Origin of the sequence: Prevotella sp. HMSC077E09, from assembly GCF_001814685.1 — a bacterium.
GTDB classification, from domain to species: domain Bacteria; phylum Bacteroidota; class Bacteroidia; order Bacteroidales; family Bacteroidaceae; genus Prevotella; species Prevotella oris.
In genome coordinates this window covers 1-23,980 of the sequence record NZ_KV817514.1, presented here as the reverse complement: position 1 = coordinate 23,980, position 23,980 = coordinate 1, and the positions used below count along the sequence as shown (strand labels likewise).

Annotated in this window: 18 protein-coding genes; 13 read left to right on the top strand and 5 right to left on the bottom strand. The window is 44.8% G+C overall.

What is annotated here, in order from left to right; genetic code table 11:
• Positions 1-125: 125 nt before the first annotated feature.
• A complete protein-coding gene (locus HMPREF2983_RS02795; protein WP_210400354.1) occupies positions 126-1,769 on the bottom strand; it encodes an ATP-dependent DNA helicase in 1,644 nt (547 codons plus the stop codon).
• Positions 1,770-1,775: 6 nt separating this feature from the next.
• Here HMPREF2983_RS02795 and HMPREF2983_RS02790 point away from each other — a divergent pair, with 6 nt between their 5' ends.
• The 3 genes from HMPREF2983_RS02790 to rsmD are packed head-to-tail and all read left to right on the top strand — an operon-like array spanning position 1,776 to position 3,676.
• Positions 1,776-2,315, top strand: a complete 540-nt coding sequence (locus HMPREF2983_RS02790) for a hypothetical protein (RefSeq protein WP_083316654.1) — start codon at positions 1,776-1,778, stop codon at positions 2,313-2,315.
• An 8-nt stretch (positions 2,316-2,323) separates the two neighbouring features.
• On the top strand, positions 2,324-3,136 hold the full coding sequence (locus tag HMPREF2983_RS02785; protein WP_070666532.1) for a DUF3822 family protein: 813 nt from the start codon (positions 2,324-2,326) through the stop codon (positions 3,134-3,136).
• Between the two features lie 9 nt (positions 3,137-3,145).
• On the top strand, positions 3,146-3,676 hold the full coding sequence (gene rsmD / locus HMPREF2983_RS02780) for a 16S rRNA (guanine(966)-N(2))-methyltransferase RsmD (RefSeq protein WP_070666529.1): 531 nt from the start codon (positions 3,146-3,148) through the stop codon (positions 3,674-3,676).
• A 61-nt stretch (positions 3,677-3,737) separates the two neighbouring features.
• On the opposite strand, the gene HMPREF2983_RS02775 is transcribed toward rsmD, so the two are convergent.
• The 3 genes from HMPREF2983_RS02775 to HMPREF2983_RS02765 form a co-directional block, all read right to left on the bottom strand.
• Positions 3,738-4,412 (bottom strand): hypothetical protein, encoded by a 675-nt coding sequence (locus tag HMPREF2983_RS02775; RefSeq protein ID WP_070666526.1) that lies wholly within the window; start codon positions 4,410-4,412, stop codon positions 3,738-3,740.
• Between the two features lie 146 nt (positions 4,413-4,558).
• Entirely contained in the window at positions 4,559-5,536 is a 978-nt protein-coding gene (locus HMPREF2983_RS02770; RefSeq protein WP_070666523.1) for a hypothetical protein, read from the bottom strand.
• A gap of 30 nt (positions 5,537-5,566) precedes the next feature.
• On the bottom strand, positions 5,567-6,454 hold the full coding sequence (locus HMPREF2983_RS02765; RefSeq protein WP_246829324.1) for a tetratricopeptide repeat protein: 888 nt from the start codon (positions 6,452-6,454) through the stop codon (positions 5,567-5,569).
• A gap of 177 nt (positions 6,455-6,631) precedes the next feature.
• On the opposite strand from HMPREF2983_RS02765, the gene HMPREF2983_RS02760 reads away from it, so the two are divergent.
• The 5 genes from HMPREF2983_RS02760 to serB all read left to right on the top strand — a co-directional run bounded on the left by HMPREF2983_RS02760 (position 6,632) and on the right by serB (position 12,078).
• Positions 6,632-6,838 (top strand): hypothetical protein, encoded by a 207-nt coding sequence (locus HMPREF2983_RS02760; RefSeq protein WP_070666517.1) that lies wholly within the window; start codon positions 6,632-6,634, stop codon positions 6,836-6,838.
• A gap of 286 nt (positions 6,839-7,124) precedes the next feature.
• Positions 7,125-8,708: an L-lactate permease gene (locus HMPREF2983_RS02755; RefSeq protein WP_018919325.1), complete on the top strand. Its 1,584-nt coding sequence runs from the start codon at positions 7,125-7,127 to the stop codon at positions 8,706-8,708.
• Positions 8,709-8,792: 84 nt separating this feature from the next.
• Positions 8,793-9,698: a YitT family protein gene (locus HMPREF2983_RS02750; RefSeq protein ID WP_004371839.1), complete on the top strand. Its 906-nt coding sequence runs from the start codon at positions 8,793-8,795 to the stop codon at positions 9,696-9,698.
• Between the two features lie 11 nt (positions 9,699-9,709).
• The gene (mnmA, locus tag HMPREF2983_RS02745) at positions 9,710-10,810 is read left to right on the top strand and encodes a tRNA 2-thiouridine(34) synthase MnmA (protein ID WP_070666514.1); all 1,101 of its coding nucleotides are present in this window, start codon (positions 9,710-9,712) and stop codon (positions 10,808-10,810) included.
• Positions 10,811-10,833: 23 nt separating this feature from the next.
• Positions 10,834-12,078, top strand: a complete 1,245-nt coding sequence (gene serB, locus HMPREF2983_RS02740; RefSeq protein WP_018919323.1) for a phosphoserine phosphatase SerB — start codon at positions 10,834-10,836, stop codon at positions 12,076-12,078.
• A gap of 162 nt (positions 12,079-12,240) precedes the next feature.
• Here serB and HMPREF2983_RS02735 read toward each other — a convergent pair whose 3' ends face one another.
• Entirely contained in the window at positions 12,241-13,908 is a 1,668-nt protein-coding gene (locus tag HMPREF2983_RS02735) for a formate--tetrahydrofolate ligase (protein WP_070666511.1), read from the bottom strand.
• A 1,206-nt stretch (positions 13,909-15,114) separates the two neighbouring features.
• On the opposite strand from HMPREF2983_RS02735, the gene HMPREF2983_RS02730 reads away from it, so the two are divergent.
• Genes HMPREF2983_RS02730 through HMPREF2983_RS02710 form a run of 5 tightly spaced genes read left to right on the top strand, consistent with a single transcriptional unit; the run spans position 15,115 to position 23,339 of the window.
• Positions 15,115-18,441, top strand: a complete 3,327-nt coding sequence (locus HMPREF2983_RS02730; RefSeq protein WP_070666508.1) for a SusC/RagA family TonB-linked outer membrane protein — start codon at positions 15,115-15,117, stop codon at positions 18,439-18,441.
• A 19-nt stretch (positions 18,442-18,460) separates the two neighbouring features.
• Entirely contained in the window at positions 18,461-20,029 is a 1,569-nt protein-coding gene (locus tag HMPREF2983_RS02725; RefSeq protein WP_070666502.1) for a RagB/SusD family nutrient uptake outer membrane protein, read from the top strand.
• A 20-nt stretch (positions 20,030-20,049) separates the two neighbouring features.
• Positions 20,050-20,934 (top strand): zinc-binding metallopeptidase, encoded by an 885-nt coding sequence (locus HMPREF2983_RS02720; protein WP_004371824.1) that lies wholly within the window; start codon positions 20,050-20,052, stop codon positions 20,932-20,934.
• Between the two features lie 14 nt (positions 20,935-20,948).
• Complete coding sequence (locus HMPREF2983_RS02715; RefSeq protein ID WP_070666499.1) at positions 20,949-22,211, top strand: DUF4302 domain-containing protein; 1,263 nt, start codon at positions 20,949-20,951, stop codon at positions 22,209-22,211.
• 18 nt (positions 22,212-22,229) lie between these two features.
• A complete protein-coding gene (locus tag HMPREF2983_RS02710) occupies positions 22,230-23,339 on the top strand; it encodes a BACON domain-containing protein (RefSeq protein ID WP_246829323.1) in 1,110 nt (369 codons plus the stop codon).
• The last annotated feature ends 641 nt before the right edge of the window (positions 23,340-23,980 follow it).

Below are 23,980 nucleotides of genomic sequence, written 5' to 3'. Positions count from 1 at the left end.
ACTCAATATGATACATGACAATATTTCAGAAGACACAAATTCCCGACAACTTCATGACGTCTACCTTCATATCCCGCCTCTTCATATCCTGTATTCTCATGGTTGAGAGGTGTTCAAAGAAATCATCAGGAAGAATGGTTAGCCTCTTCTGTCTGTGCCTTTGGCCAGTTCACGAGGAACAATTTCTCTGTAGCACGCGTGAAAGCTGTATAGAGCCAGTGGATATAATCTGGCGTAAGCATGTCGTCGGTCATATATCCTTGGTCGATATACACGTGTGCCCACTGCCCACCTTGTGCTTTATGACAGGTCACGGCATAGGCATATTTAATCTGCAAAGCATTGAAATATTCATCTTGTTTGAGTTTAGTCATGCGGTCACGCTTTAAGGGAATGTCGGCATAATCCTCCATCACAGCCTCATAAAGCTGCTCCTGTTGCTCGTGAGTTAAGGCAGGAGCCTCCGTGGTCAGCGTGTCGAGAATAACCGTTTGCTGCATTTCGAAATCGTCGTAATCGGGAAATTGCAACCAAACATCAGCGAAACGGAAACCAAACAACTCGCGTATATTGCGCACACGTTGCACCTTTACACGGTCGCCATTGGCTATAAAAGCCAACTGACCATGGTCGCCTTGCGGTTTATCAAGATATTTATTCTTGACCACCATCAGCAGATCTCCGGTACAAAGTTCGTCTTCACGGTCGAGCACTGTAGCCCGAATGCCTTGGTTGTAGACGTTAGCCCGCTTGTTACTCCGCGTTACAACCATGGTTTCGTCCATGCCCACATCGGCGTAACTGCTGCTAATGCGCTCCACAAGTTCGTCACCCGGCACCATCACTATATCTGCAAACCCCTTGAAACGAATGCGGGGAAGCCCTACCTTTAACAAGTTATCACAAGAAAACTCGCTAAAATCAAGCCTGCTATTTGACTGTAACTGAACCTCCCCTCTCCTTGGAGAAAAACTTGAGTTGAGCCTACTTTCACTCATATTACTATCAATAAGCCCACAATCTGACTCCAACTGAGCCTCCCCTCTCCTTGGAGAGGGGCCGGGGGTGAGGCTTCTTATATACGTTGCATTCACCAAAATCCCACTATCTTGGCTCTGCCTGAGCACCTCTCTCAAGTCACATTCATAAACTTTCAGCCCCATAGCTTCAAGTACCTCGGCATGAAGTGCAGGCGCTTCTTCCTCACCTACAGGCGGCAACTGGGCACAATCGCCCACCAACAACATACGGCAATTCTGTCCATTATAGACAAACTGCACCAGATCGGAGAGCAAATCACCCGTTCCGAAGTCGTTCGTCATTCCCCCACCTCTTCCTATCATCGAAGCCTCATCTATCATAAAGAGCGTGTTTTTGTACATGTTGTCGTTCAGATTAAACTGGCCTCCAATGCCCGAATAGCTTTTCTCACGATAGATTTTACGGTGAATGGTGAAGGCAGTGTGCCCACTATTCATGGCAAAGACCTTGGCAGCACGACCTGTAGGCGCCATTAACAGCAGCTTTTGTCCTAACCGAGTGAACGTGCGCACCATTGCTCCGGCCAATGAAGTCTTCCCCGTTCCAGCCGAACCACGCATCACCATGACGCAGTTTTGCTCCCTATCGGCTAAGAAACGAGCAAAGGTTTCAAGGGCGTTCAACTGGTCATGCGTGGGCGTAAAACCGAACTCGCGCACCACTTCATCTATAAATTCCTGTATTTTCAATGCAATAACGTAGAAAGTTTTTTGTAACTTTGCAGACATCAGCACATGCTTTGCACGCGCTGGCCTATCATTAACGCTACAAAGATAGAAACAATTATCGGAATGAAGCTGGCAAAACATCATAATTTATGGCTCACGCTGTGCGTTCTCGGATTAGTGGTCATCTGCTTTTTGAGCATCAGTGCACCTATCAGATTTAAGAAAGAACAAGGCATTCGCGAGCAAGCTGTCATCAATAGATTGGCAAAAATCCGTGCTGCTGAACTTAAATACTATCGCATCCACAAGGTCTATACGGGCGATTTCAGCGTGCTCATTAAAGGTGGTTACTTAGCCGACAGTCTGCAATATATCCCCTACAGCGACGGTAAGCGCTTTGATTTGGCCGCTACGGTGCAAGTAAGTAAGAGCGGACGGCAATTGCCTTTGGCCGAATGTGGTGCCACATACGACACCTATCTCCATGGACTCGATGAGAATAGCATTGCTAATCTCATTGAAAAAGCCAATGAAAGCGGACGCTATGCAGGTATCCGCATGGGTGATATTGCCGCCGGTGACTCCCGACTATCTATCAATAAATAACGAAATCTATGGCAGAAAATCCAATCATACGTCCTCCACACCGCGTCACTTTAAGGTTGACCGGCAACACCATGTCGTTTGCTATCGTCGACGAACAGGCTATCAATGGACTCGTTTATGAACCTTATGTAGTGAAAAGCGGCATGTCGACAGCAGCCAATCTGCGTGAGGCTTTCACTGAAAGTCAACTGCTTAGCAAGGAATTTCAGCGTGCACAAGTGCTTATCGACACGCCGGTGATGCTCGTTCCATTAGAGGAATTCAATGCCGATGATGCTGAAACACTATATCGTTACACTTTCACGGGCCATAAAAATGAAGAACTTCTCAACACCATTCTGCCCACACAGAATGCTGTAGCAGTGTATCCTATCAACAAAGATGTTAAGCTTGTGCTGACCGATCACTTCAAAGACATCCGCATTATGCCATTGATGCAGCCCGTGTGGAACTATCTTCACAAGCGTAGTTTCGTAGGAACGAAAAAGAAACTCTTTGCCTATTTCCGTGGAAAACAAATGGATGTGTTCAGCTTCTCACAGAACCGTTTCCGCTTTTGCAACCGCTATGAGGTGGTCAACGATAACGATGCAGCCTACTTCATGCTCTATGTTTGGAAACATCTTGGCTTTGATGTGCACGAAGACGAACTGCATCTTTGTGGGCATTTGCCCGACAGAGAGATGCTCACAACCAGCTTAAAGGAATATATTCAGAAAGTATTTGTCATCAATCCTGCAGCAGAATTCAACCGTGCTCCTATCACTAAGATTAAGGATTTGCCGTTCGACATGATGACTTTATTTGTAAAAGGCAGATAAAAAAGCAATATGAGAATCATCACAGGAACCTATAAAGGCCGTCACTTCGATATACCTCGTACGTTCAAAGCACGTCCGACAACCGACTTTGCCAAGGAGAATATCTTCAATGTGCTGCAAGGTTACATTGATTTTGAAGGCGCAACAGCCCTTGATCTCTTTGCAGGCACAGGCAGCATTTCATTGGAACTCGTCAGCAGAGGATGCAAACAAGTGGTCAGTGTGGAGGCCGATCGAGACCATGCCAACTTCATTCGTCAGTGTTTTGCTAAGCTCAAGGAAGACAAGGACTTGTTAATAAGGGGCGATGTATTCCGTTTTTTGAAGAGTTGTCATCAGCAATTCGACTTTATTTTCGCTGATCCTCCATACGCACTAAAGCAACTTCCCGAGATACCCGACCTTATCTTGAATGGCAATCTGCTTGCTGAAGACGGGCTTTTCGTGTTTGAACATGGCAAAGATCAAGACTTTTCGGCGCATCAACGCTTTGTAGAACATCGCAGTTATGGCAGCGTAAACTTCTCGATATTCAAGTAAGTGCCGCCTTTGCACTTATCTTAATGCCTATAACTTTCATCCTATCATCACTCTTTGCATGCTATTCCTGGGGATCTTTTGTAGTTTCAAAGCATTTGTAAATATAGTAATAGAACAGCAAGGAAACGAAGAATAGGATTACTCCCACTAAGCTATTCTCCACAACAAGTCTCCTATTAAACGATGTTGTAAACACAAATTCTCCCACATTCTTCATGATAAGCAATGCCAACAACGCCAAACCTGTATCTTTAAGACGTCCCGAGAAAGTAAAAGAAAGTATACATACCAGCACAAACCATGCTCCAAAAAGCAAATAAGAAGAGCCTTTCTGCAGATAAGAGAGAATTACTGAGGGGGTCGAGAAATAGAAAGTTGGATCTGATTCGAACCATATAAAAACAGAATTCGATATAAATTCTAATGCCAAGCCCACCATAACCACTACACATATCCATTGTCCCCAATGTGCAATACGCCTTAAAGCTACCCGCAATTCATTCAGAATAACACATTCACAAACCACGACAGCGGCATCCAACACTATTGTAAGAATCGGGCTTTCAGCGAGAAATTGCAACAGTATCGAGTGTGAAATTCCTGCAAAGATAGGCAATAGAGGTAGTATACAACTACGGATTACCGTCAGTACAACCATCACCCACAGGCTCACAAGCAATCTTCTATGCTGCTCTTTGCTGACTTTAAACATTGAAATTCCCTTATATTCATTCATAACTGATGATTATTTGATTTCCTAACTATTCTTCTTTTCTTCCAAATATAGCACTTGATTATTCATTAAGCGGCACAAGCCATGAACAGAAAAAGCGCAAAAAGCATTATGAAAACAGATAACAGACGCTTCATCTCCATGCGGATTTAATCTTCATCAGCTAAGCTCTGTTCCCTATGATAGGCTTCTGCAGTCCGAAGATAAGGTTTGAATGCAGGTTCATCAGGGTTTTCATAAACACACTGCAAGGCTATAGCTTTCACCCATTCAGCATCATTATAACCGTCTTCTTCTGGGATATACTGCCAACAGGCATGGATATTAAATTCATCTTTAAGCCTCCTGATTTCCTCATTCAAAGGCTTTTTGGGATGCACCCAACACTCTATTTTCTCCCTCAAGCTAAGTTTTGACACACGAATACGCTCATATTCAGCCCAATAAGCATCTACATCAATGGGGTCTTTCACCTTTCCATGGAGCGCATCCAACACATATTGCACATCTTCGGGCTTGCGGTAACGTGCCAAAGTGACTAAAGCCTCTATGTAATGGTCGTTTAAGAAAAGGGCTTTTACACGTGTATAATACTGTGGATGAGGGGGAAGTTTCATCAGCAACTGCGTGAGATAACCGAGATATTTGGCGTGGGGTGTGAACAAAACACAACTATCAATAGCCAATGAGTCGGCTTTCGTCAGCCCATAATTCCGACCTTCCTGCTGTAGGATTTCTATGCGGAGATTAGCCAGCGACTCCATATACGAATCACAACCATATAGTGCCGGCACACATGCCCGACTTTGAATATCCATCAAAGCAAGGTTTTTGGCAATGTCAGGACGCTGCTTCATGAGTGCGATAAAGGCTGCCAAACGCGTCATGGGCACGCTGTCTGCCGCAGCCAACTGATAGAGTTCATCGGACGTAGCCACGTCTCCTAAAGCCTCAATCCATTTGTCCTGATGCGTAATTCGCCCCTCATAGCCCACTGCACCAGGCGTATAAGAGCTGCCAATCCGCTGGATGATGCGCTCAACTTCCGGGCGAATAACAGGAGATTGACAGCCAACCAAAAGACAAGTAAACACAAAACACAATCCAAAAGACTTGATTTTCTTCATCTTAAAAACCTATTTTCATTAACCATTCAGCTACCACTTCAGCCCCAGCTCACGCTTAGCGTCGTTGCAAAACTCTTCATTTGCACTCTTCAGCAGCTTCTTATAGAATGCAATGGCTTGCTTATTGTTGCCCGTTTCCTTAGAAAGGGTGGCAATATTAGCTACAACAATGTCATCATTCGGCGCCAAGTTATGCAACTGCAGCAATACTTTTAAGGCCTCATTTTTCTCTCCTTTAGCCGTCAACAACGCCGCTTTATCATTCAGAAAATAAATGTTTTCAGGATAACTCCTTAGCACATGATTGACAAAAGCCATGTTAACAGCGTCTTCCTGCGCGTCGTAGAGCTGACGAAAATAGCTTTGCAGCGTGGAGAAGAAGAAGTCTTCAGCTTCTGACGGCGTAGATTTATCATTCGTCCAAAGCCACTTTTGATGATTAATTACCGAACGGTCAACCACCTGTTTCAATGTTTCAACAGCATCGTTCGCATGATTTTCAAGCAGTTGCACATGGACTTTACCAAACCAAAGGTCAAGTCTGTCGGGATATTTTGCCAAACCTTCATCAAACTTCTGATAGAGTTTGCCCATCTTTTCAGCATCATAGTACACATGATCGGTAATAGAACCAGCCTTATTTCCTGTTGAATCAGTCAGCAAAAGTCCGTCATGTACCGCCGTATCAGCCGAGAGTTGCAACACTTCTTGGCGTGCTTCCAACAACAAAAGATTACACCATGCGGCATATGTGTCGCCCGATGGCCCTGTTTTCTGCTCCCATTCAGGGATAAAAGTGCGCAGACCAACCGTGTCTTCCTTATCCAACAACTCCTGAAAATGCGCGTAATAGTCGGTCTGTCCCCACGCCATGAGACTGCAAAGACAAACTGCAAAAAGAACCACTCTCCGTTTCATATCACACCATATTAAAGGATTTACACTGGCAAATATAGTAAATTTCTATCAAAAGTCAAGTTCTTGTGAGAAATAAAACGCAATCTGCAGCTATATCATTCTGTAAAAATTCTTATCCCGTTTTTAACACTTCCAGACATGACCAAATAGAAATGAAAAGCCACTTTCTTTGCATCTATGAAGCCGTTTTATGACTTCGATACCCTTGTTTCTTTCCTCTTGCCTTGTAATCTCTATCAGATGAGCTTCTCATTTCATTCAAATGGCATTGTAATCTCCGTCATGTTGCGCGCTAAAGTGACTGGAATTACCACGCAAGAAGAAAGAAGTGAGGATACCGAAGCCGTGAAATGGGTTCGCATTCGCACAAAAAGCACATTCTGATTTCTATTTGGTGAACGCTCGAAGTGTTAAAAACCATGTGGTAATGTTTACAAAATCGAGAGATTTCAAAGGTCTTCTTTGAGGCGCATTTGTGGCAAGTAGATAGTCAATACAGAGGTTGTAGCCCGTCATTGTAACTGCTGGTCTGCAATCTTCTCTTGCAGACAAATACCGACTTTGCAACAAACTTTAACGTTGTTGCAGGACTAATTTGCAGAGAAAAAGCTAACTTTGAAGCATATCACCTTTGAACATGGCGTAATACCAAACGTAAAAATAGAAATCTATGTCTGCAATTCTTTCTGTCATTCCTGTTATCCTGCTGTTCGTTCTGATGCTCGGACTGAAGTTGGCAGGTCATAAAAGTGCCGTCATCACGCTGTGCGTCACGATTATTCTGGCGCTTGTGGCTGCCCCACAACTCGGCATGTTGCCTGACGCTTTCAAGGCTTCGGGCATCTTTGAAGTAGTGGGGTGGAGCATTGTTGAGGGCATGCTCAAAGCCGTTTTCCCCATTCTCATCATCATTCTGATGGCTATCTACAGCTATAATATCCTTGTGGAAAGCAGGCAGATAGAGGTCATTAAGCGGCAATTCACCGCTATCACGAGCGACAAGGGCATTCTTGTCTTGATGCTTGTCTGGGGCTTTGGCGGATTGTTGGAGGGCATGGCAGGTTTCGGAACGGCTGTAGCCATTCCTGCAGCCATATTGATTGGCCTGGGTTTCAAGCCCATGTTCTCGGCGCTTGTGGCTTTAATCGGCAACACGGTAGCCACGGGTTTCGGTGCTGTTGGTGTGCCGGTGACGACCCTGTGCAATGAGGTAGCACCGGGAGGGGCAGCTCCTGTTGAGGCCATTTGCGAAACATCGTCGTTTGCCGTCATTCAGTTGGCACCGCTTTTTATCCTGCTGCCGTTTATCATTCTGACGCTGACCGACCGCAAAGCCATTGTGAAAAACATCATACTTTCACTCTGGGTGGGTGGCATTTCAGTTGTCGTGCAGTATCTTTGTGCCCATTTCTTAGGTTCTGAAACGCCTGCAATCATCGGCTCTGTGGCAGCTATTCTCGCCATACTTCTCTATGTAAAGCTCTTCGACCGCAAGGGACGTGAGGGCTTGCCGACTGCGCGTTATTCGTTGGGTGAGACCTTCAAGGCATGGAGTGTCTATCTCTTTATCTTGCTTCTCATTTTAGTTTCGGGTGCACTCTGCCCACCGGTAAACGATTTTCTGAAGTCACATCTCGTTTCAAAAGTTGCCATTCCCGTCATCGGTTCAACGTTTAAGTTTGGTTGGATAAGCAATGCGGGACTCATGTTGTTCCTTGGAGCCACGATAGGTGGATTGATACAAGGACTCTCTTTCGGTCGGATGATGCGGATATTAGCCCGAACAACAGTCAATTTGAAGAACACTATCATCACGATTATCTGCTTGATTTCGTTGGCATCAGTCATGAACTACAGCGGTATGATCAGTGCTATCGCTTCGGGACTTGTTGCGATTACGGGTGGTTTCTATCCCTTCTTTGCTCCGCTTATCGGTGCTGTCGGTACGTTTGTCACGGGTTCTGACACCTCTTCGAATATTCTCTTTGCCAAATTGCAGGCCAATGTTGCAGGGCAGTTAGGTTTGACGGGGCACTCCACTTTCTACGGAGTGCCGGGCACGGAGACCAATTGGCTTGTGGCTGCCAATACGACTGGTGCCACAGGAGGCAAGATGATAAGTCCTCAGAGCATAGCCATTGCCACGGCAGCCTGCGATATGCAGGGCAGGGATGGGGAGATATTGCGTTCTGCTTTGCCTTATGCTATCGGGTATATAGCCTTGGGTGGACTGATGGTTTTCCTTGGATTGTAAGCCCTTAAACTCACTTTTAAAGTCCAATTTGCAGGAGTTGGGCTTTTATTTTGTAATTTTGCAGCTTGACAAAGCTACACTTTTATGAAAAAAATAGACAGGAAACTGGTTCGCGGTTGCTATGATTATCTTATCATTGCGTTGGCAATGGTCGTGGGAAGTCTGGGCTGGGTGGTCTTTCTTTTACCTCACAAGATTACCATTGGAGGCCTGCCCGGTATATCGTCTGTGGTGTTTTGGGCCACGGGTATCCACGTTCAGTACACCTATCTGGGTATCAACATATTGCTGTTGGCAGCTGCACTCAAGGTGTTGGGGCTTAAATTCTGTGTCAAGACCATATATGCAGTGAGTGTCTTTACATTGTTTACTACGCTTTGGCAAGGTGTAGTGGGCGATAAGGTGATGTTCAGTAAGGAGCCGTTTCTGGCCTGCGTAGTGGGTGGTTTGCTGCTGGGTTTGAGCACAGGTTTCAGCCTTTTGCGCAATGGAAGCACGGGAGGTTCGGATGTCATTGCAGCCATAGTGCATAAGTATAAAGACATATCTTTGGGGCATATCATACTCATGTGTGACCTCTGTGTCATTACATCCAGCTACTTGGTTATAGGCAGTTGGGAGAAAGTCATCTATGGTTATATCGTGCTTTTCGTAATGTCTTATACGGTAGACCACGTCATCAATGGTTTTCGTCGATCGGTACAATTCTTCGTGATTTCAGAGAAATATCAGGAGATCGGACGCCTGATTAACAATGAAGCCAATCGTGGTTGCACGGTAATTGATGCGCATGGATTTTACACGGGCAAGAAGATGGGGATGCTTTTCATTATTGCCAAGCAGAATGAAAGCCACAATATATTTAGGATTATCGATGATGTAGACCCTGAAGCCTTCGTCAGTCAGAGTGCCGTTTCAGGCGTTTATGGCTTAGGTTTCGACCGCATGAAAGTGGGAAAGAAGCATTTAAGTAAAATGAATAAAGTTTGATTTTCTGGCGAATGATAAATTATGATGAAATAAAGGACAAGCGGATAGCACTTCTTCTTTCGGGAGGTGTCGACAGCAGTGTGGTGCTTTACGAGATGGTGAGCCATGGTTTGCATCCCGATTGCTTCTACATCATGATTGGTCCCGAGGAGAAAGAAGAGTGGGATTGCACGAGTGAAGAAGACTTGGAAATGGCAACGGCCTTGACAAATCGCTTCGGTTGTCAGCTGAAAGTGATTGATTGCCACAAGGAATACTGGTCTCAAGTGACGCGATACACCATGGATAAGGTGAAAGCGGGCTTCACGCCAAACCCTGATGTCATGTGCAATCGGCTCATCAAGTTTGGTGCTTTCGATGAGAAGATAGGCCACGATTACGACCTCATTGCTACCGGACATTATGCACAGACCGAATGGATTGATGGGCGAAAGTGGCTCACGACAAGTCCTGACCCGGTTAAAGACCAGACTGATTTCTTGGCACAAATCTATGGCTGGCAACTGAGAAAGGCCATCTTCCCAATAGGACATTTCGAAAAGAATGAAGTGCGCGAGATAGCCGAAAGAGAACATCTTATCAATGCAAAGCGCCGTGACAGTCAGGGCATCTGCTTCTTGGGAAACATTGACTACAATGAATATGTGCGCCGTTATTTAGGCGAAAGCGTGGGTGATGTCATTGAATTGGAGACAGGAAAGAAGATAGGTGAGCACAAAGGACTGTGGTTTCACACGATTGGTCAGCGTAAGGGACTTGGCTTTGGCGGTGGTCCTTGGTTTGTGGTTAAAAAGGATGTGGAGCGTAATATCCTGTATGTCAGTCATGGTTATGACCCTGAAACGGCGTATAAGCAAGACTTCAAGATACATGATTTTCATGTCACTACCTATTGTCCTGAAGGAACAGCGTTGCCCGAATTGCCCGAACGCATCACGTTCAAGATACGTCATACTCCAGAATATCTGCCTGCAGCGCTTGAAAGGACAGGTGAAAACACCTATGTTATCCATGCCGACAGTAAGATACATGGCGTGGCTCCGGGACAGTTCTGCGTGGTCTATGATGCACATCACCATTATTGTTACGGTTCGGGAGAGATTACTTTATGAGCAAATGAAAACCACTTCACGAGATGGAAAATATAGAAGGAAAAGAAGAACAGATACTTATTCGCATCACAGGACAGGACCGTCCTGGGCTCACTGCAGCCGTCATGGGAATTCTGGCACGCTATAATGCTCGCATTTTAGATATCGGTCAGGCCGACATTCATAGCACCTTGTCACTCGGAATCCTTATCCGCATTGATGATACGCACTCTGGTCAGGTGATGAAAGAACTGCTGTTCAAGGCCGAGGAACTGAATGTGAACATAGGATTTGCACCGATTTCTGACGATGAATATGAGTCATGGGTCGATCATCAGGGCAAGAACCGCTACATTCTGACCGTGATTGGTCGCTCGCTTTCAGCCAAACAGATTGCTGCTGCAACAAAGATTATTGCTGAACAGGGACTGAATATTGACTTTATTCGAAGGATGACAGGTCGCATGAGCATCAAGCATCCTGAACGAAATGTGCGTGCCTGCATTGAATTCTCACTGCGCGGAACTCCGAAAGACCGTGAACTGATGCAGTCAAAACTGATGCATCTGGCTTCAGAACAGGAGATTGACTTCTCTTTCCAGCGTGATGATATGTATCGACGCATGCGCCGTCTCATCTGCTTTGATATGGACTCGACGCTCATTCAGACAGAATGTATTGATGAACTGGCAGCTCGTGCCGGAGTGGGGGATAAGGTGAAAGCTATCACAGAGCGTGCCATGCGTGGCGAGATTGATTTCAAGGAGAGTTTCACGGAGCGTGTAGCATTGCTCAAAGGACTTGATGTCAGCGTGATGCAAGATATTGCAGAGCACATGCCTATCACCGAAGGAGCCGACCGATTGATGTCAGTATTGAAGCGATGTGGATATAAGATTGCCATTCTCAGTGGTGGATTTACCTTCTTCGGAGAACAGCTCCGGCGTCGCTATGGCATTGACTATGTTTACGCAAATGAACTTGAAATCGATGAGAATGGTAAGCTGACAGGGCGCTATGTGGGTGATATTGTCGACGGAAAACGCAAGGCTGAACTCCTGAAACTCATTGCTCAAGTTGAACAGGTGAACCTTGCACAGACCATTGCTGTGGGAGACGGTGCCAACGATTTGCCGATGATAGCAGAAGCCGGATTAGGGATTGCATTCCATGCAAAGCCTCGTGTGAAGGCAACGGCACAGCAGTCTATCAACAATATCGGCTTGGATGGTGTGCTCTATTTCCTTGGGTTTAAGGACAGTTATTTGGGAGAGCAAGGGAAACTGTAGCCATTCAGTTAAATGCGCTGTGCCCAATTTCAGCATGACACTGAACTATAGACCTTGCGGATATTATTGAAATATTCGCAAGGTCTGTTCTTTTTGTGGGCTGTCTGCTAATGTCTGCAATTTGAAAATAAGGGTAGAAACAGAAGTCTTTCTGTGCTTTCTTTATTCCAAACCAATCAGCAGCCCGTCTTGGAGGTTTATCCGTTCTGCTTGCGGATGGCGTGGAAGTCCTGGCATGCGCATGATATCGCCCGCGATAGCCACAATCATTTCGGCGCCCATATTGATGACAAGGTCGCGAATAGTGAAAGTAAAATCCTTGGGAACGCCGTGCCGTTTGGCGTCATCGCTCAATGAATACTGGGTCTTGGCAATGCAGACTGGGTAGCGTTCAAGGTCCCATTTGGCAATACGCTCAAGCATTTTCAATGCCTGTTTCTTGAAAATCACCTGCTTGGCACCGTAAATCTGCTTGGCCACGGCCGTAATCTTGTCCTTCACGTTGGCTTCATCTGTGTAGCAATAAGCAATGTCTTCTGACGGATGAGCTGCAATTTCGTCGATGGCAAGCTGTGCCAAATCCATGCAACCCTCGCTTCCTTTCATGTAAGCCTCGTTTACAGCGAAGCCAATTCCTAACTTCTCGCAATGTTCACTGATTATAGCAATCTCTTCTTCTGTGTCATTGCCGAAGCGGTTCAGGGTCACGATGACGCGCTGTCCCATGTGTTGCATGTTGGCAATGTGTCTGTCTAAATTTTCCAATCCCTTACGGATATGCTCGCAACAGCCGTTCTCCGGGTCGCCCACCTGCATGCCGCCATGCATCTTCAGCCCCATGATTGTGGCCACTAACACCGTGAGTCGCGGTTGTATTCCTGCTTTACGGCATTTGATATCCAAGAACTTTTCGGCCCCAAGATCGGCCCCAAAGCCTGCTTCTGTCACGACATAATCGCCAAAGGTCATGGCCATTTTCGTGGCCAGAATACTGTTGCAGCCGTGTGCAATGTTGGCAAACGGGCCGCCATGGATAAAGGCTGCCGTGCCTTCAATGGTCTGAACGAGGTTCGGATTGAGTGCATCCCGCAGCAAAACTGTCATGGCTCCACCTATGCCGAGGTCTTTCACGCAGAAGGGCTTGTCGTCAAGAGTGATGCCTAATAAGACATTATCGATGCGTCGGCGTAGGTCTTCTTCGTCTGTGGCGAGGCAAAGAATGGCCATAATCTCACTGGCCGGCGTGATGTCAAAACCGCTTTCGCTGAGCAGCCCGTTGGTTTTTGCCCCCAGACCGGTTGTGATACAGCGTAGATTTCGGTCGTTCACATCAAGCACACGGCGCCAGAGCACATCCTTAAGTGCAAAACCTTCTTCATGGTGCTGATAGAGATAGTTGTCGAGTAGGGCTGCAATCATATTGTGAGCCGATGTAATTGCATGGAAATCGCCTGTGAAATGAAGGTTTATTCTGTCCATGGGCAGCACCTGTGCATAGCCTCCTCCTGTGGCACCGCCTTTCATTCCGAAGCACGGGCCAAGTGAAGGTTCGCGCAATGCCAACACGGATTTATGCCCCAATCGGTTCATTGCCATTGATAATCCGATGCTGACGGTGGTCTTTCCGATACCTGCTTTTGTCGGACTTATAGCTGTCACAAGAATGAGATTGCTCTTCTTGACGCGCTTTTCATCAATGAGTTTAAGGGGTACTTTAGCAATGTATTTACCATAGTTTTCGAGTTCTTCTGTGGGAATATCAATCTTTTCAGCAATCCTTTCAATGGATTGCAACTGACATTCTCGGGCTATTTCAAGTTCGGTTTTCATTTTTATTCTGTCAATTCTTTATTGAAACAATCAGTCGGTGATATTTCGGTCGGTGATAATTCCACCTCGCAACTGGGGCGGATAGCCTGTCTTTAGCAAGCAATGCATCCCTTTCTCCTTCTCATGATGTTGCTTGCAAAGATACAAATAATCTTGCTAATTAGGTGGACCACGGTTTAGTTTTCATTCACGGAACTTCAAAATCAGGGGCTGCAGATCGCTTTTGTAAGTATGGAAATACGCAAGTGGTTTGCTTTCATGGCATCTAATAAAAGGGCCTTCTGCTTCTTTCTGGATTTTGTTTCCTTGAATTAAAGATTATTCTGCCCGTTACTTCTGCTTGTAAAAAGCGTCAGTTTACGTGCTGATCTGACGCATTTCATCTGCTCATCTCTGTCATTTTACAGTGTAATATGACAGAGATGAGCCGGGCTGTTGTGGCAGATGAAATTGCTGCATGGAGGAATAAAAGCAATATTATGTAAATTATCGTCAGGAAAAAGCGACGACGTCGGCACTCTTTCTTTTTCTTTCTCGTCGTCGTTCTAGTTCTTGTTCTAGTTCTTGTTCTTAGGGGTATGTAAGTGATTGATTATCAATGGTCTCATTTGTTAATTATTCTTAATTGGAATTCATTTGCAGATTATTTGCTGACTATTTGCACAAAAACTGCAGAAAACTCATCAACAATTTCATCTTTTTTAGTGCTTTGTTGTAAGTGAAAGGTTTCCATTCTCAATCGTGGCTTTTTAGATGTGTTGCTAAAAGAGGATTATGACAGCACAACTATAGTTTTGTTTGTTAATGTTATTTTATATTTATTTGCTAAATTCATATTCAGTAACATTTCTTTTAATATAACAAATTAAAACTAAACAACCATAATAATATAATAATCAAACTAATTTTACTGTAAAAACTATTTTTTTATCACTTTTCTTGGTTATTATATTAAAATCAATTATATTTGCAAATGCAAACTAATGTTGCGTTTTTGTTATTTTATTAAAACTTTAGATAAAACCATTAACAGTTTAGGCTAAATAGAGAATAATAAGAGATAATTGATAATATAAAAAAGAATATTGCTTCAAGCAATGTTTCTTTCATCTTAAAAGAAGTATTTTCTTCGTCTGAGATGATTGCTGATTGAAACTATAGATAAGAGAATTGTTGTATAAATTATTAATTTAAGAGAGAGGATTTATGGAAAAAAGACTCATGATGTTTTTAGTCTCACTCTTCCTGAGCATGGGAATAGCGACGGCACAGACTCAAGTTTCCGGAACGGTTATCTCGTCGGAAGACAACGAACCCATTATCGGTGCTTCGATTATTGTGCAGGGTTCGAAGGCCGGAACAGTGACCGACTCAGACGGAAAGTTCTCGCTGACAGTGCCGAAAGGCAAGAAAATGGTCGTCAGTTACATTGGCATGCAGCCTCAGACGCTCAATCCTAAGGCGAACATGAGGGTTGTTTTGACCCCGAACAATGCGACATTGAACGAGGTTGTGGTAACAGGTGTCTCGAACATGGACCGCCGAATGTTCACAGGTGCAGCCGATCAGATTAAGGCCAGCGATGCTTTGATTGGCGGAATGGCAGATATCAGCCGTTCACTTGAAGGTCGTTCAGCCGGAGTGAGCGTGCAAAACGTATCGGGAACCTTTGGTACGGCACCGAAAATTCATGTGCGTGGTGCCACTTCTATCTATGGTAATTCAAAACCACTGTGGGTGGTTGACGGCGTTGTTCAGGAAGACATCACTGATATCAGTGCCGATGCACTGTCATCTGGTGATGCAGAGACGCTGATTTCTTCAGCCATTGCAGGACTTAATTCTGATGATATTGAGAGTTTTCAAATCCTGAAAGACGGTTCAGCTACGTCTATTTATGGAGCACGTGCCATGAGTGGCGTTATTGTTGTTACTACGAAAAAAGGCCGTTCGGGACAGGCTCATGTGAACTATACCGGTGAGTTTACCTCACGTTTGGTTCCCACTTACGGTCAGTTCAACATTCTGAATTCCCAGGATCAAATGGGTATCTATCAGGAAATGCAGGACAAAGGATGGCTCAATCTCTCTGATGTGTTGAATGGCAGTGACTACGGTGTTTATGGAAAGATGTATGAACTCATCAACACCTACAATCCTTCGACGGGACAGTTTGGGCTTGTCAACACTAAAGAAGCACGTGATGCCTATCTACACAGTGCCGAGATGCGTAACACCAACTGGTTCAAACAACTCTTCTCAAGTGCGTTGATGCAGAACCATTCTGTCAGTTTGAGTGGTGGTACGGCGAAGTCAAACTATTATGTTTCCATGTCGTTCATGGCCGATCCTGGCTGGTATAAAGACTCTGAGGTGAGACGTTATACGGCGAATTTCAATGCTACTCATCATCTGCTCGACAATCTCTCACTGACGCTGTTGGCTTCGGCTTCCTACCGTAAGCAGCAGGCTCCGGGCACATTGGCACAGGATGTGGATGTGATCAGTGGTCAAGTGAAGCGCGATTTCGACATCAATCCTTATTCTTATGCACTGAACACATCGCGTGCACTCGACCCGAATACCAACTATCGTGCCAACTATGCGCCCTTCAATATCCTCAATGAACTGGAGAACAACAAGATTGACATGAACGTGCTGAATACGAAATTCCAGGCAGAATTGGCTTATAAACCTATTAAAGACCTGCGTCTGTCGGTTATTGGTGCCGTGCAGTATGACACTTCTTCACAGGAGCATAAGATTACAGAGCATTCTAACCAGGCCCAGGCCTATCGTGCCATGGACAACTCTATCATTCGGGATGCCAATCATTATCTCTATAAGGATCCGACAAATCCCTATGCTTTGCCCATCTCCGTGTTGCCAAGTGGAGGCTTCTATCAGAAGACCGACCTCCAGAAAGTAAGCTGGGATGTGCGTGCCACGGCTAATTATACGCATACATTCAACCAGACACACACGTTGAATGTATTGGGAGGACTTGATGTTTCGAATGTAGATCGCAAGCGTACTTTCTTTAATGGTGTCGGTATGCAATATGATGGAGGTGAGATTCCATTCTATATTTATCAGTTCTTTAAGAAGAATATCGATGACAATGCTGTTTACTATTCACTCAACAACACTCATAACCGCACGGCAGCCTTCTTTGCTACGGGTACCTATTCCTACAAACAGCGTTACAACCTGACCGGAACTTACCGCTACGAAGGTACGAACCGATTGGGAAAGAGCCGCAGTGCACGTTGGTTGCCAACATGGAATATCTCGGGAAGTTGGAATGCAAGCGAGGAACCTTGGTTCAAGAACACGTTCAAGAATGTGCTTACGCATGCCTTGCTTCGTACGTCTTATTCTCTGACTGCCGATCCCGGGCCTTCTACCTATACCAATTCAACAGTAATTCTGAAGTCATATACCCCATACAGGATATTCGGAACAGACAAGGAATCGGGTATTCAAATCAGTGAATTGGAGAATTCAGAACTTACTTATGAAAAGAAGCACGAGTTCAATATCGGGTCGGAGTTAGGCTTCCTCAATAACCGTATCAATGTCACTTTCGACCTCTTTTGGCGCAACAACTTCGATCTGATTGGGCCGATTGCCACACAGGGTATCGGCGGACAGGTGGTTCGCTATGCTAACACGGCTTCCATGAAGTCGCAAGGTCAGGAACTTTCAATCCAGACAACAAATATTAGGAACCGTGATTTCACATGGATTACCAACTTGATTTATTCACATGTGACCACGAAGGTTACATCGTTGATGAGTCAGGCGCGTACCATTGACCTTATCAGTGGTGAGGCAAGCAGTGGATTTACAATGGAGGGTTACCCTCATCGTGCTATTTTCTCGATGCCGTTCCAAGGACTTACCGACAAAGGTATCCCCACTTATCTGAATGAAAAAGGGAATTTGACCTCTACAGATCTCAATTTCCAGAACCGTACAGACAATAGTTATCTGATTTATGAAGGGCCTACAGAGCCAACTGTTACAGGTTCTTTGGGTAATGAACTGAAATGGAAAAACTGGCGGTTGAATATCTTCGTGACCTATTCGTTTGGCAGTTACGTGCGCCTCGACCCTGTTTTCAGTGCACGTTACAACGACCTTACCTCAATGACAAAGGAGTTCAAGAACCGTTGGATGCAGGCCGGTGATGAGAAAATAACCTCTGTTCCGGGCATATTGCCTTATCGTATGTATCGTGATGACAGTAGTTTGAGAATCGCTTACAATGCTTATAACTACACGAGTAACCGCACGGCAAAGGGCGACTTCATTCGTATGAAGGAGATTTCTTTAGGTTATGACTTCCCAAGGGCTATGCTCCAGTCTACTCCTTTCACTAATCTCTCGCTGAAACTCCAGGCAACCAATCTCTTCCTTATCTATGCAGATAAGAAGCTGAACGGTCAAGATCCGGAGTTTGTCAACGCAGGTGGTGTGGCTGCTCCTATTCCACGTCAGTTCACAATGACCCTCAAATTTGGTTTATAAACGCAGAAAAATTAAAGTTATGAACATTCGAAAGATTTATATATACGTGTCGATAGCTGCTGTTACGCTGGGCATAAGCTCATGTGATGACTATCTTGACAAGCTCCCCGATAACCGTATGGAGCTGAACAGCAAGGAGAAAGTACAGCAATTTCTCGTTTCGGCTTATCCTGATCACAATCCTGCTTTGTTGGCAGAAATGTATTCTGACAATTCAGATGAGTTCAAAGTGACAAGTTGGACCAGTGCAGGACGTTTTCAAGATCAGGCTTATGCTTGGGCTGATATCACCGAGATCTCTGAGAGTGAGACACCGCAAGAGATATGGAACAGCCTTTACAAAGCCATGGGCACAGCTAATACGGCACTTAAGGCTATTCGTGATAACGGGAACACTGATGATTATCAACCCTCAAAAGGTGAAGCTTTGCTCTGTCGGGCCTATGCTGCTTTCCAACTTGCCAATACATTCTGCATGGCCTACGATGCCACAACTGCAGAGAAGTACATGGGAGTTCCTTATCCAACGGAACCGGAAACAAAAGTTGGAACAACGTACAAACGTGGTACATTGGCTGCTTTCTACGACCAGATGAACCGTGATATTGAAGAAGGATTACCTTTGATTACTGATAATTATTCACGTCCGAAGTATCATTTCACGCGTAATTCGGCTTATGCTTTTGCTGCCCTTTTCAATCTTTATTATCAGAAGTATGACAAGGCTGTGACCTATGCAACGCGTGTTCTCGGTTCTGATGCCTCTTCAAAACTACGTGATTGGAAGGCTTTCAATGTGCTTACAGTCAATGGTCAGGTAGCACCAAACAATTATGTCAATATCTCCAGCCAGGCCAACCTGCTTTTGCAGACCGTCTTTTCTGAAGCCGGAGCCTATCTGGGACCTTATGGATATGCTAACAAGTATGCACATGGTCAGTTGCTTTCTGAAAAGGAAGACCTGCAGTCGCAAGGCCCGTGGGGAAGCAGTGCAGGCTTCGGTTACACGGTATGGCATAACAACAGTATTGCAAAATACTTCATCAACAAGATTCCTTATGCGTTTGAATATACGGATGTACAGGCAAGAATAGGGTATGCCCACTCTGCTTATCCCGTATTGACGACAGACTTGACATTACTTGTACGTGCTGAAGCCAATGCAATGTTGGGCAAGTATGCTGATGCAGTGAACGATCTTAATACTGAAGTGCAGGCTTATTCTGGTGGCAGACTCAGTGTAACGCTGGCTGATATCCAAAGTTTCTACAGTGGAATTGACTATTATACGCCAACAGCTCCTACGCCGAAGAAGAAGTTCAATACGGCTTTCAGCATAGAGTCGACCACACAAGAGCCTATCCTTCAAGCTATCTTGCAGCTTCGGCGCATCATGACTTTGGGTGAAGGATGGCGTCTTCAAGACGTGAAACGCTATGGCATCGTCATCTATCGCCGTACATTGAACGGCAGTCGAAAGGTTATTGCTGTCACCGACACCATGAAGGTAGATGATCCACGCCGTGCCATTCAGTTGCCACAGGATGTTATCACGGCCGGACTTCCTGCCAATCCAAGAAACAAGTAAAATCTAAAAACGAGTAGAATATGAAGAAAATATATTTTTTAGCCATTGCAGTTCTTCTGTCATTGGGCTTCGCTTCATGCTCAGAAGATAATCCCTCGGATGAGAGTATTTTCCCAAACAAGCCGGTACAGCGTGATAATTTCGATAAATGGTTGCTGACTAACTATACTTATCCGTATAATATAGACTTCAAATATAAAATGGAAGACATCTACAGCGATATGAAATACCACCTTGTTCCGGCAGATTCTGCAAAGTCTGCAAAGCTGGCTATCATCGCTAAGTATCTTTGGTTTGATGCCTATGCAGAATGTGTCGGCTCCAATTTCGTAAAGGAGAATGTGCCGAGAGTAATCCACTTGATAGGCTCAGCAGCCTATAACAGTGGTGAAGGAACAATGGTTCTCGGTACGGCAGAGGGTGGATTGGTAATCACTCTCTATATGGTGAACCGTCTTACAGATAAGACTTTGAAGGATTATGCTACGATGAACGAGTATTATTTCCATACGATGCACCACGAGTTTACCCACATTCTCAATCAGAAAATCCCTTATGATGAGAACTTCCAGCATATCTCTGAAGGCAGTTATGTCAGTGGTGACTGGTATCAAGTGCAGGCGGCAGAAGCCAACAAGAAAGGCTTTGTCACACCGTATGCCATGAGTGAGCCTATAGAAGACTTTGCTGAAATGCTTTCTGTCTATGTAACGACATCGCCAAGTGACTGGCAGGCGCTCATGAGACGGGCCGGTTCGCAGGGCGCTCCGTTTATCCAGGCCAAACTTGACATCATTCGTGCCTATATGAAAGACTCGTGGAAACTTGATATTGACGCACTGCGCAGCATCGTTCTCCGCAGAGCTTCGGAAATTAATCAACTCGACTTGAATAAATTAAACTAAAAGAAAAGCAGCTTATGAAAAAGATAATATTTAGTATTCAGATACTTTTCGTCACGCTGATGCTTAGCTCTTGTCTGCACGATGACAACGTTGTGTTTGACGAACCGGCTGCACAACGTGTCGAAAAAGCCGTCGAAGCCGATAAAACATTATTGGAGTCAGCAACTAATGGCTGGCTGCTTCGCCTTTGGACTGAAGAGAATTATGAGGGTGGCGGCTATACCTATCTGATGAAGTTCAAGGATGGAAAGGTCACTGTTGCCAGCGATATAGACTATCCCCAGAATACATCTTCATCAAGTTATGACGTGATTAAGGATATGGGGCCTGTGTTGACGGTCAACACCTACAATAAAATCTTCCACATGCTTTCCTCACCTTCCCAGATGGATGACGACGGAAAGGGACAGGACTACGAGTTTCTCATTCAGCGTACCACCAATGACTCCATTTTCCTTGAGGGCAAGAAGTTCCATAACAAGATGGTAATGACACGCTTGAAAGACAATATAAACTGGAAAGATTACATCACAGCCATGCAGAAAGTGGCTGAAAATGTGAAGCAGAAGTACAACTGTATCATTGGAAAAGATACGACCAAAGTAGAAGTTTCGGCCGACAGACGCTTCTCTGTATCCTCAAAATCTGGCGAGAAGTCTGTGCCGTTCTGTTATACTGAGAATGGAATTGAACTTCAATCTCCTGTAATGATAGCCGGCAAGCAGGTGCAGCATTTCACGTATAGCATTGACAACTTGTCTTTCACTTCAACGGATGCGGGAGCTACAGACATTGTGCTTAACGCTGATTTCATGCGCTATGCAGATTATATAGGAACGTATAAGTTCGAGTATGAGAATGCTTCTATCCAGGTGAAATTGGTTGCATTGGGCGACGGGAAGACCTATAAGTTGGAAGGACTCTCTCCTGATTTCCACCTGACATTTACTTATAAGCCCGAAGATGGCTCGTTGACTTGGTCACCGGAACTTATCTATACAGCCCCCAACGGACATGAGTTCTGGATGTGTTCCATGGCGTTAGCCGATGGTGGAGACTATTACAAAATCGATATGTTGGGCTATAATATTACCAAGGACACCGCCCAACCGGGCACTTACCTCACGTTTACACCGACCTATGGCTATTTCTTCAACACCGATTCTTTCGTCATCATAGAGTATGACGGCAATCATGAAGTGGGAAAGTCAACCACGCTTAAGGTCAATGGAAGTGCTGAAATACCTTATATCAAGGGTATGAAGAAGATACAATAACACTTAAAAGTAATGGTTATGAATAAAGTATTATTCCACACTATATTTGCTTTGGGCTGCCTTTCCATGCTGGCAGCCTGTGGCAATGACGATATCACGAATGATGTCGACATGCACACTGTGAAGGTGGTATCGGCAAAAACTTCCTTTGATGCATTGGGAGGCACCGACAGTATCATTGTCGAAGGCAATGTGAAGCAGGCTTATGCTGTTGCATCGTGGGCCAAAGCCGAAGCTAAGGGCAGTCTTGTGACCGTCACGGCAGAAGTGAATAACGACATGCAGTCACGTCATACAACGGTGGTAATCAAGACTTCTGATGCCGATTCTACAGTCGTGGCAATTGATCAGCTCGGCCCGATCACACAGATTGATGTGCCCGAAAACCTCGTGTTGGGTGATGAAGCCAATACTGTCTCCTATAAGGTGAAGAGCACATTCGACATCAAGGTGTCATCGCCCGACAGTTGGATTACGGCGAAATATGCCAAAGGCGTGATGACCGTCAGCACTACTGCGAACAATGACGGACATCTGCGCAGAGGCAAAATCGTGATTGAAAGCATGGCGGGTAAGGACACTATCAAGGTCACCCAGGTAGATTTCGACCGTGATTTATTGGGAAGTTACTATCTCCAGATGGATGAAACGGATGAAAACAAGCAGCCCGTTACGCGCAGATATGCCATGAAATTAGTGAAACAAGGCAAGAAACTTGTGCTCAAGTTGGGCACTTCGGGCATTGCTGTTCCTGTAACCTATGATGCTGAAACTGCCAGCTTGTCGATAGCTTCAAACCAACAGGCCGGCAAGTATAAGGACTATTTCGTCGGAACAATTGTCGGGCCGTCTAAAAATCAGCTTTATTTTGATTCTTCTGTCACGATCTCCGGAGCATTTTTCTATAGCGAGAAACTGGCTACAAAGGCGCCTGAACTTGATGGAACTGTATTGACTTTCGGTAAAACAGCAGTATTTGTGTTAGGTGCTTTCAATTCAACTAAATTCTCTAACGACAGCTATCAAGGTTATTTGATGTTGGGAACGAACGTTTATCTCTATAAGCGTAAGACTACAACTGCAAGTGCAAAGGCATTCGATACCCCTGCGTTTGAATTAAAGAAATAACGCTCCAATCTTCTTAACCCATGTAAAGAGAGCCAAAAGAATTTGTCCTTTGGCTCTCTTTCTGTTCTGCCCACATTGCAGTTTCTGTTCCCTTGTTATAGCATTTGGCTGTCTATTCGTAATAACAGCCTATTTCTCACCACGCAGAAACTTCAGTGTTTCCTTGTAGTTTAGGCTAACTTCCTGTGGATGTTTAGGCTTCTTCATCTCCATTTTAATCTCTTGAAGAGTTTTACAAGTTTCCATGTAGCAGGTATAACTGGTTTTATTAAAAATATTTACAATAGCTCTCGCATAGCTTGCGTATTTGAAATGAGTTTCTCCCTCGTTCCAAATAAGCGCTGTTTTTGGGCAGTTTGTAATTTATTGTCAGTCAAACAGTTATGAAAAATGACGCGAAATCCAAGACAATATCACGCTGAAAAAGCTTGTAATTTGCATCAAATCACGGTGTAATCTGCATGAGATGACGGTGTGTTTTGACGCAGATAGCGCTGTGTTTTGCGTCAAATTACTGCGTGTAATGCATCAAAAACCGAAACAAGAACATTAAAATCATCAAATCATGTCAATTTTTCCGTTTTTCTTTTTCTATTTGGTGGTATTTTGAGATGCAGTTTAAATTAGTAAATGCGACAGTC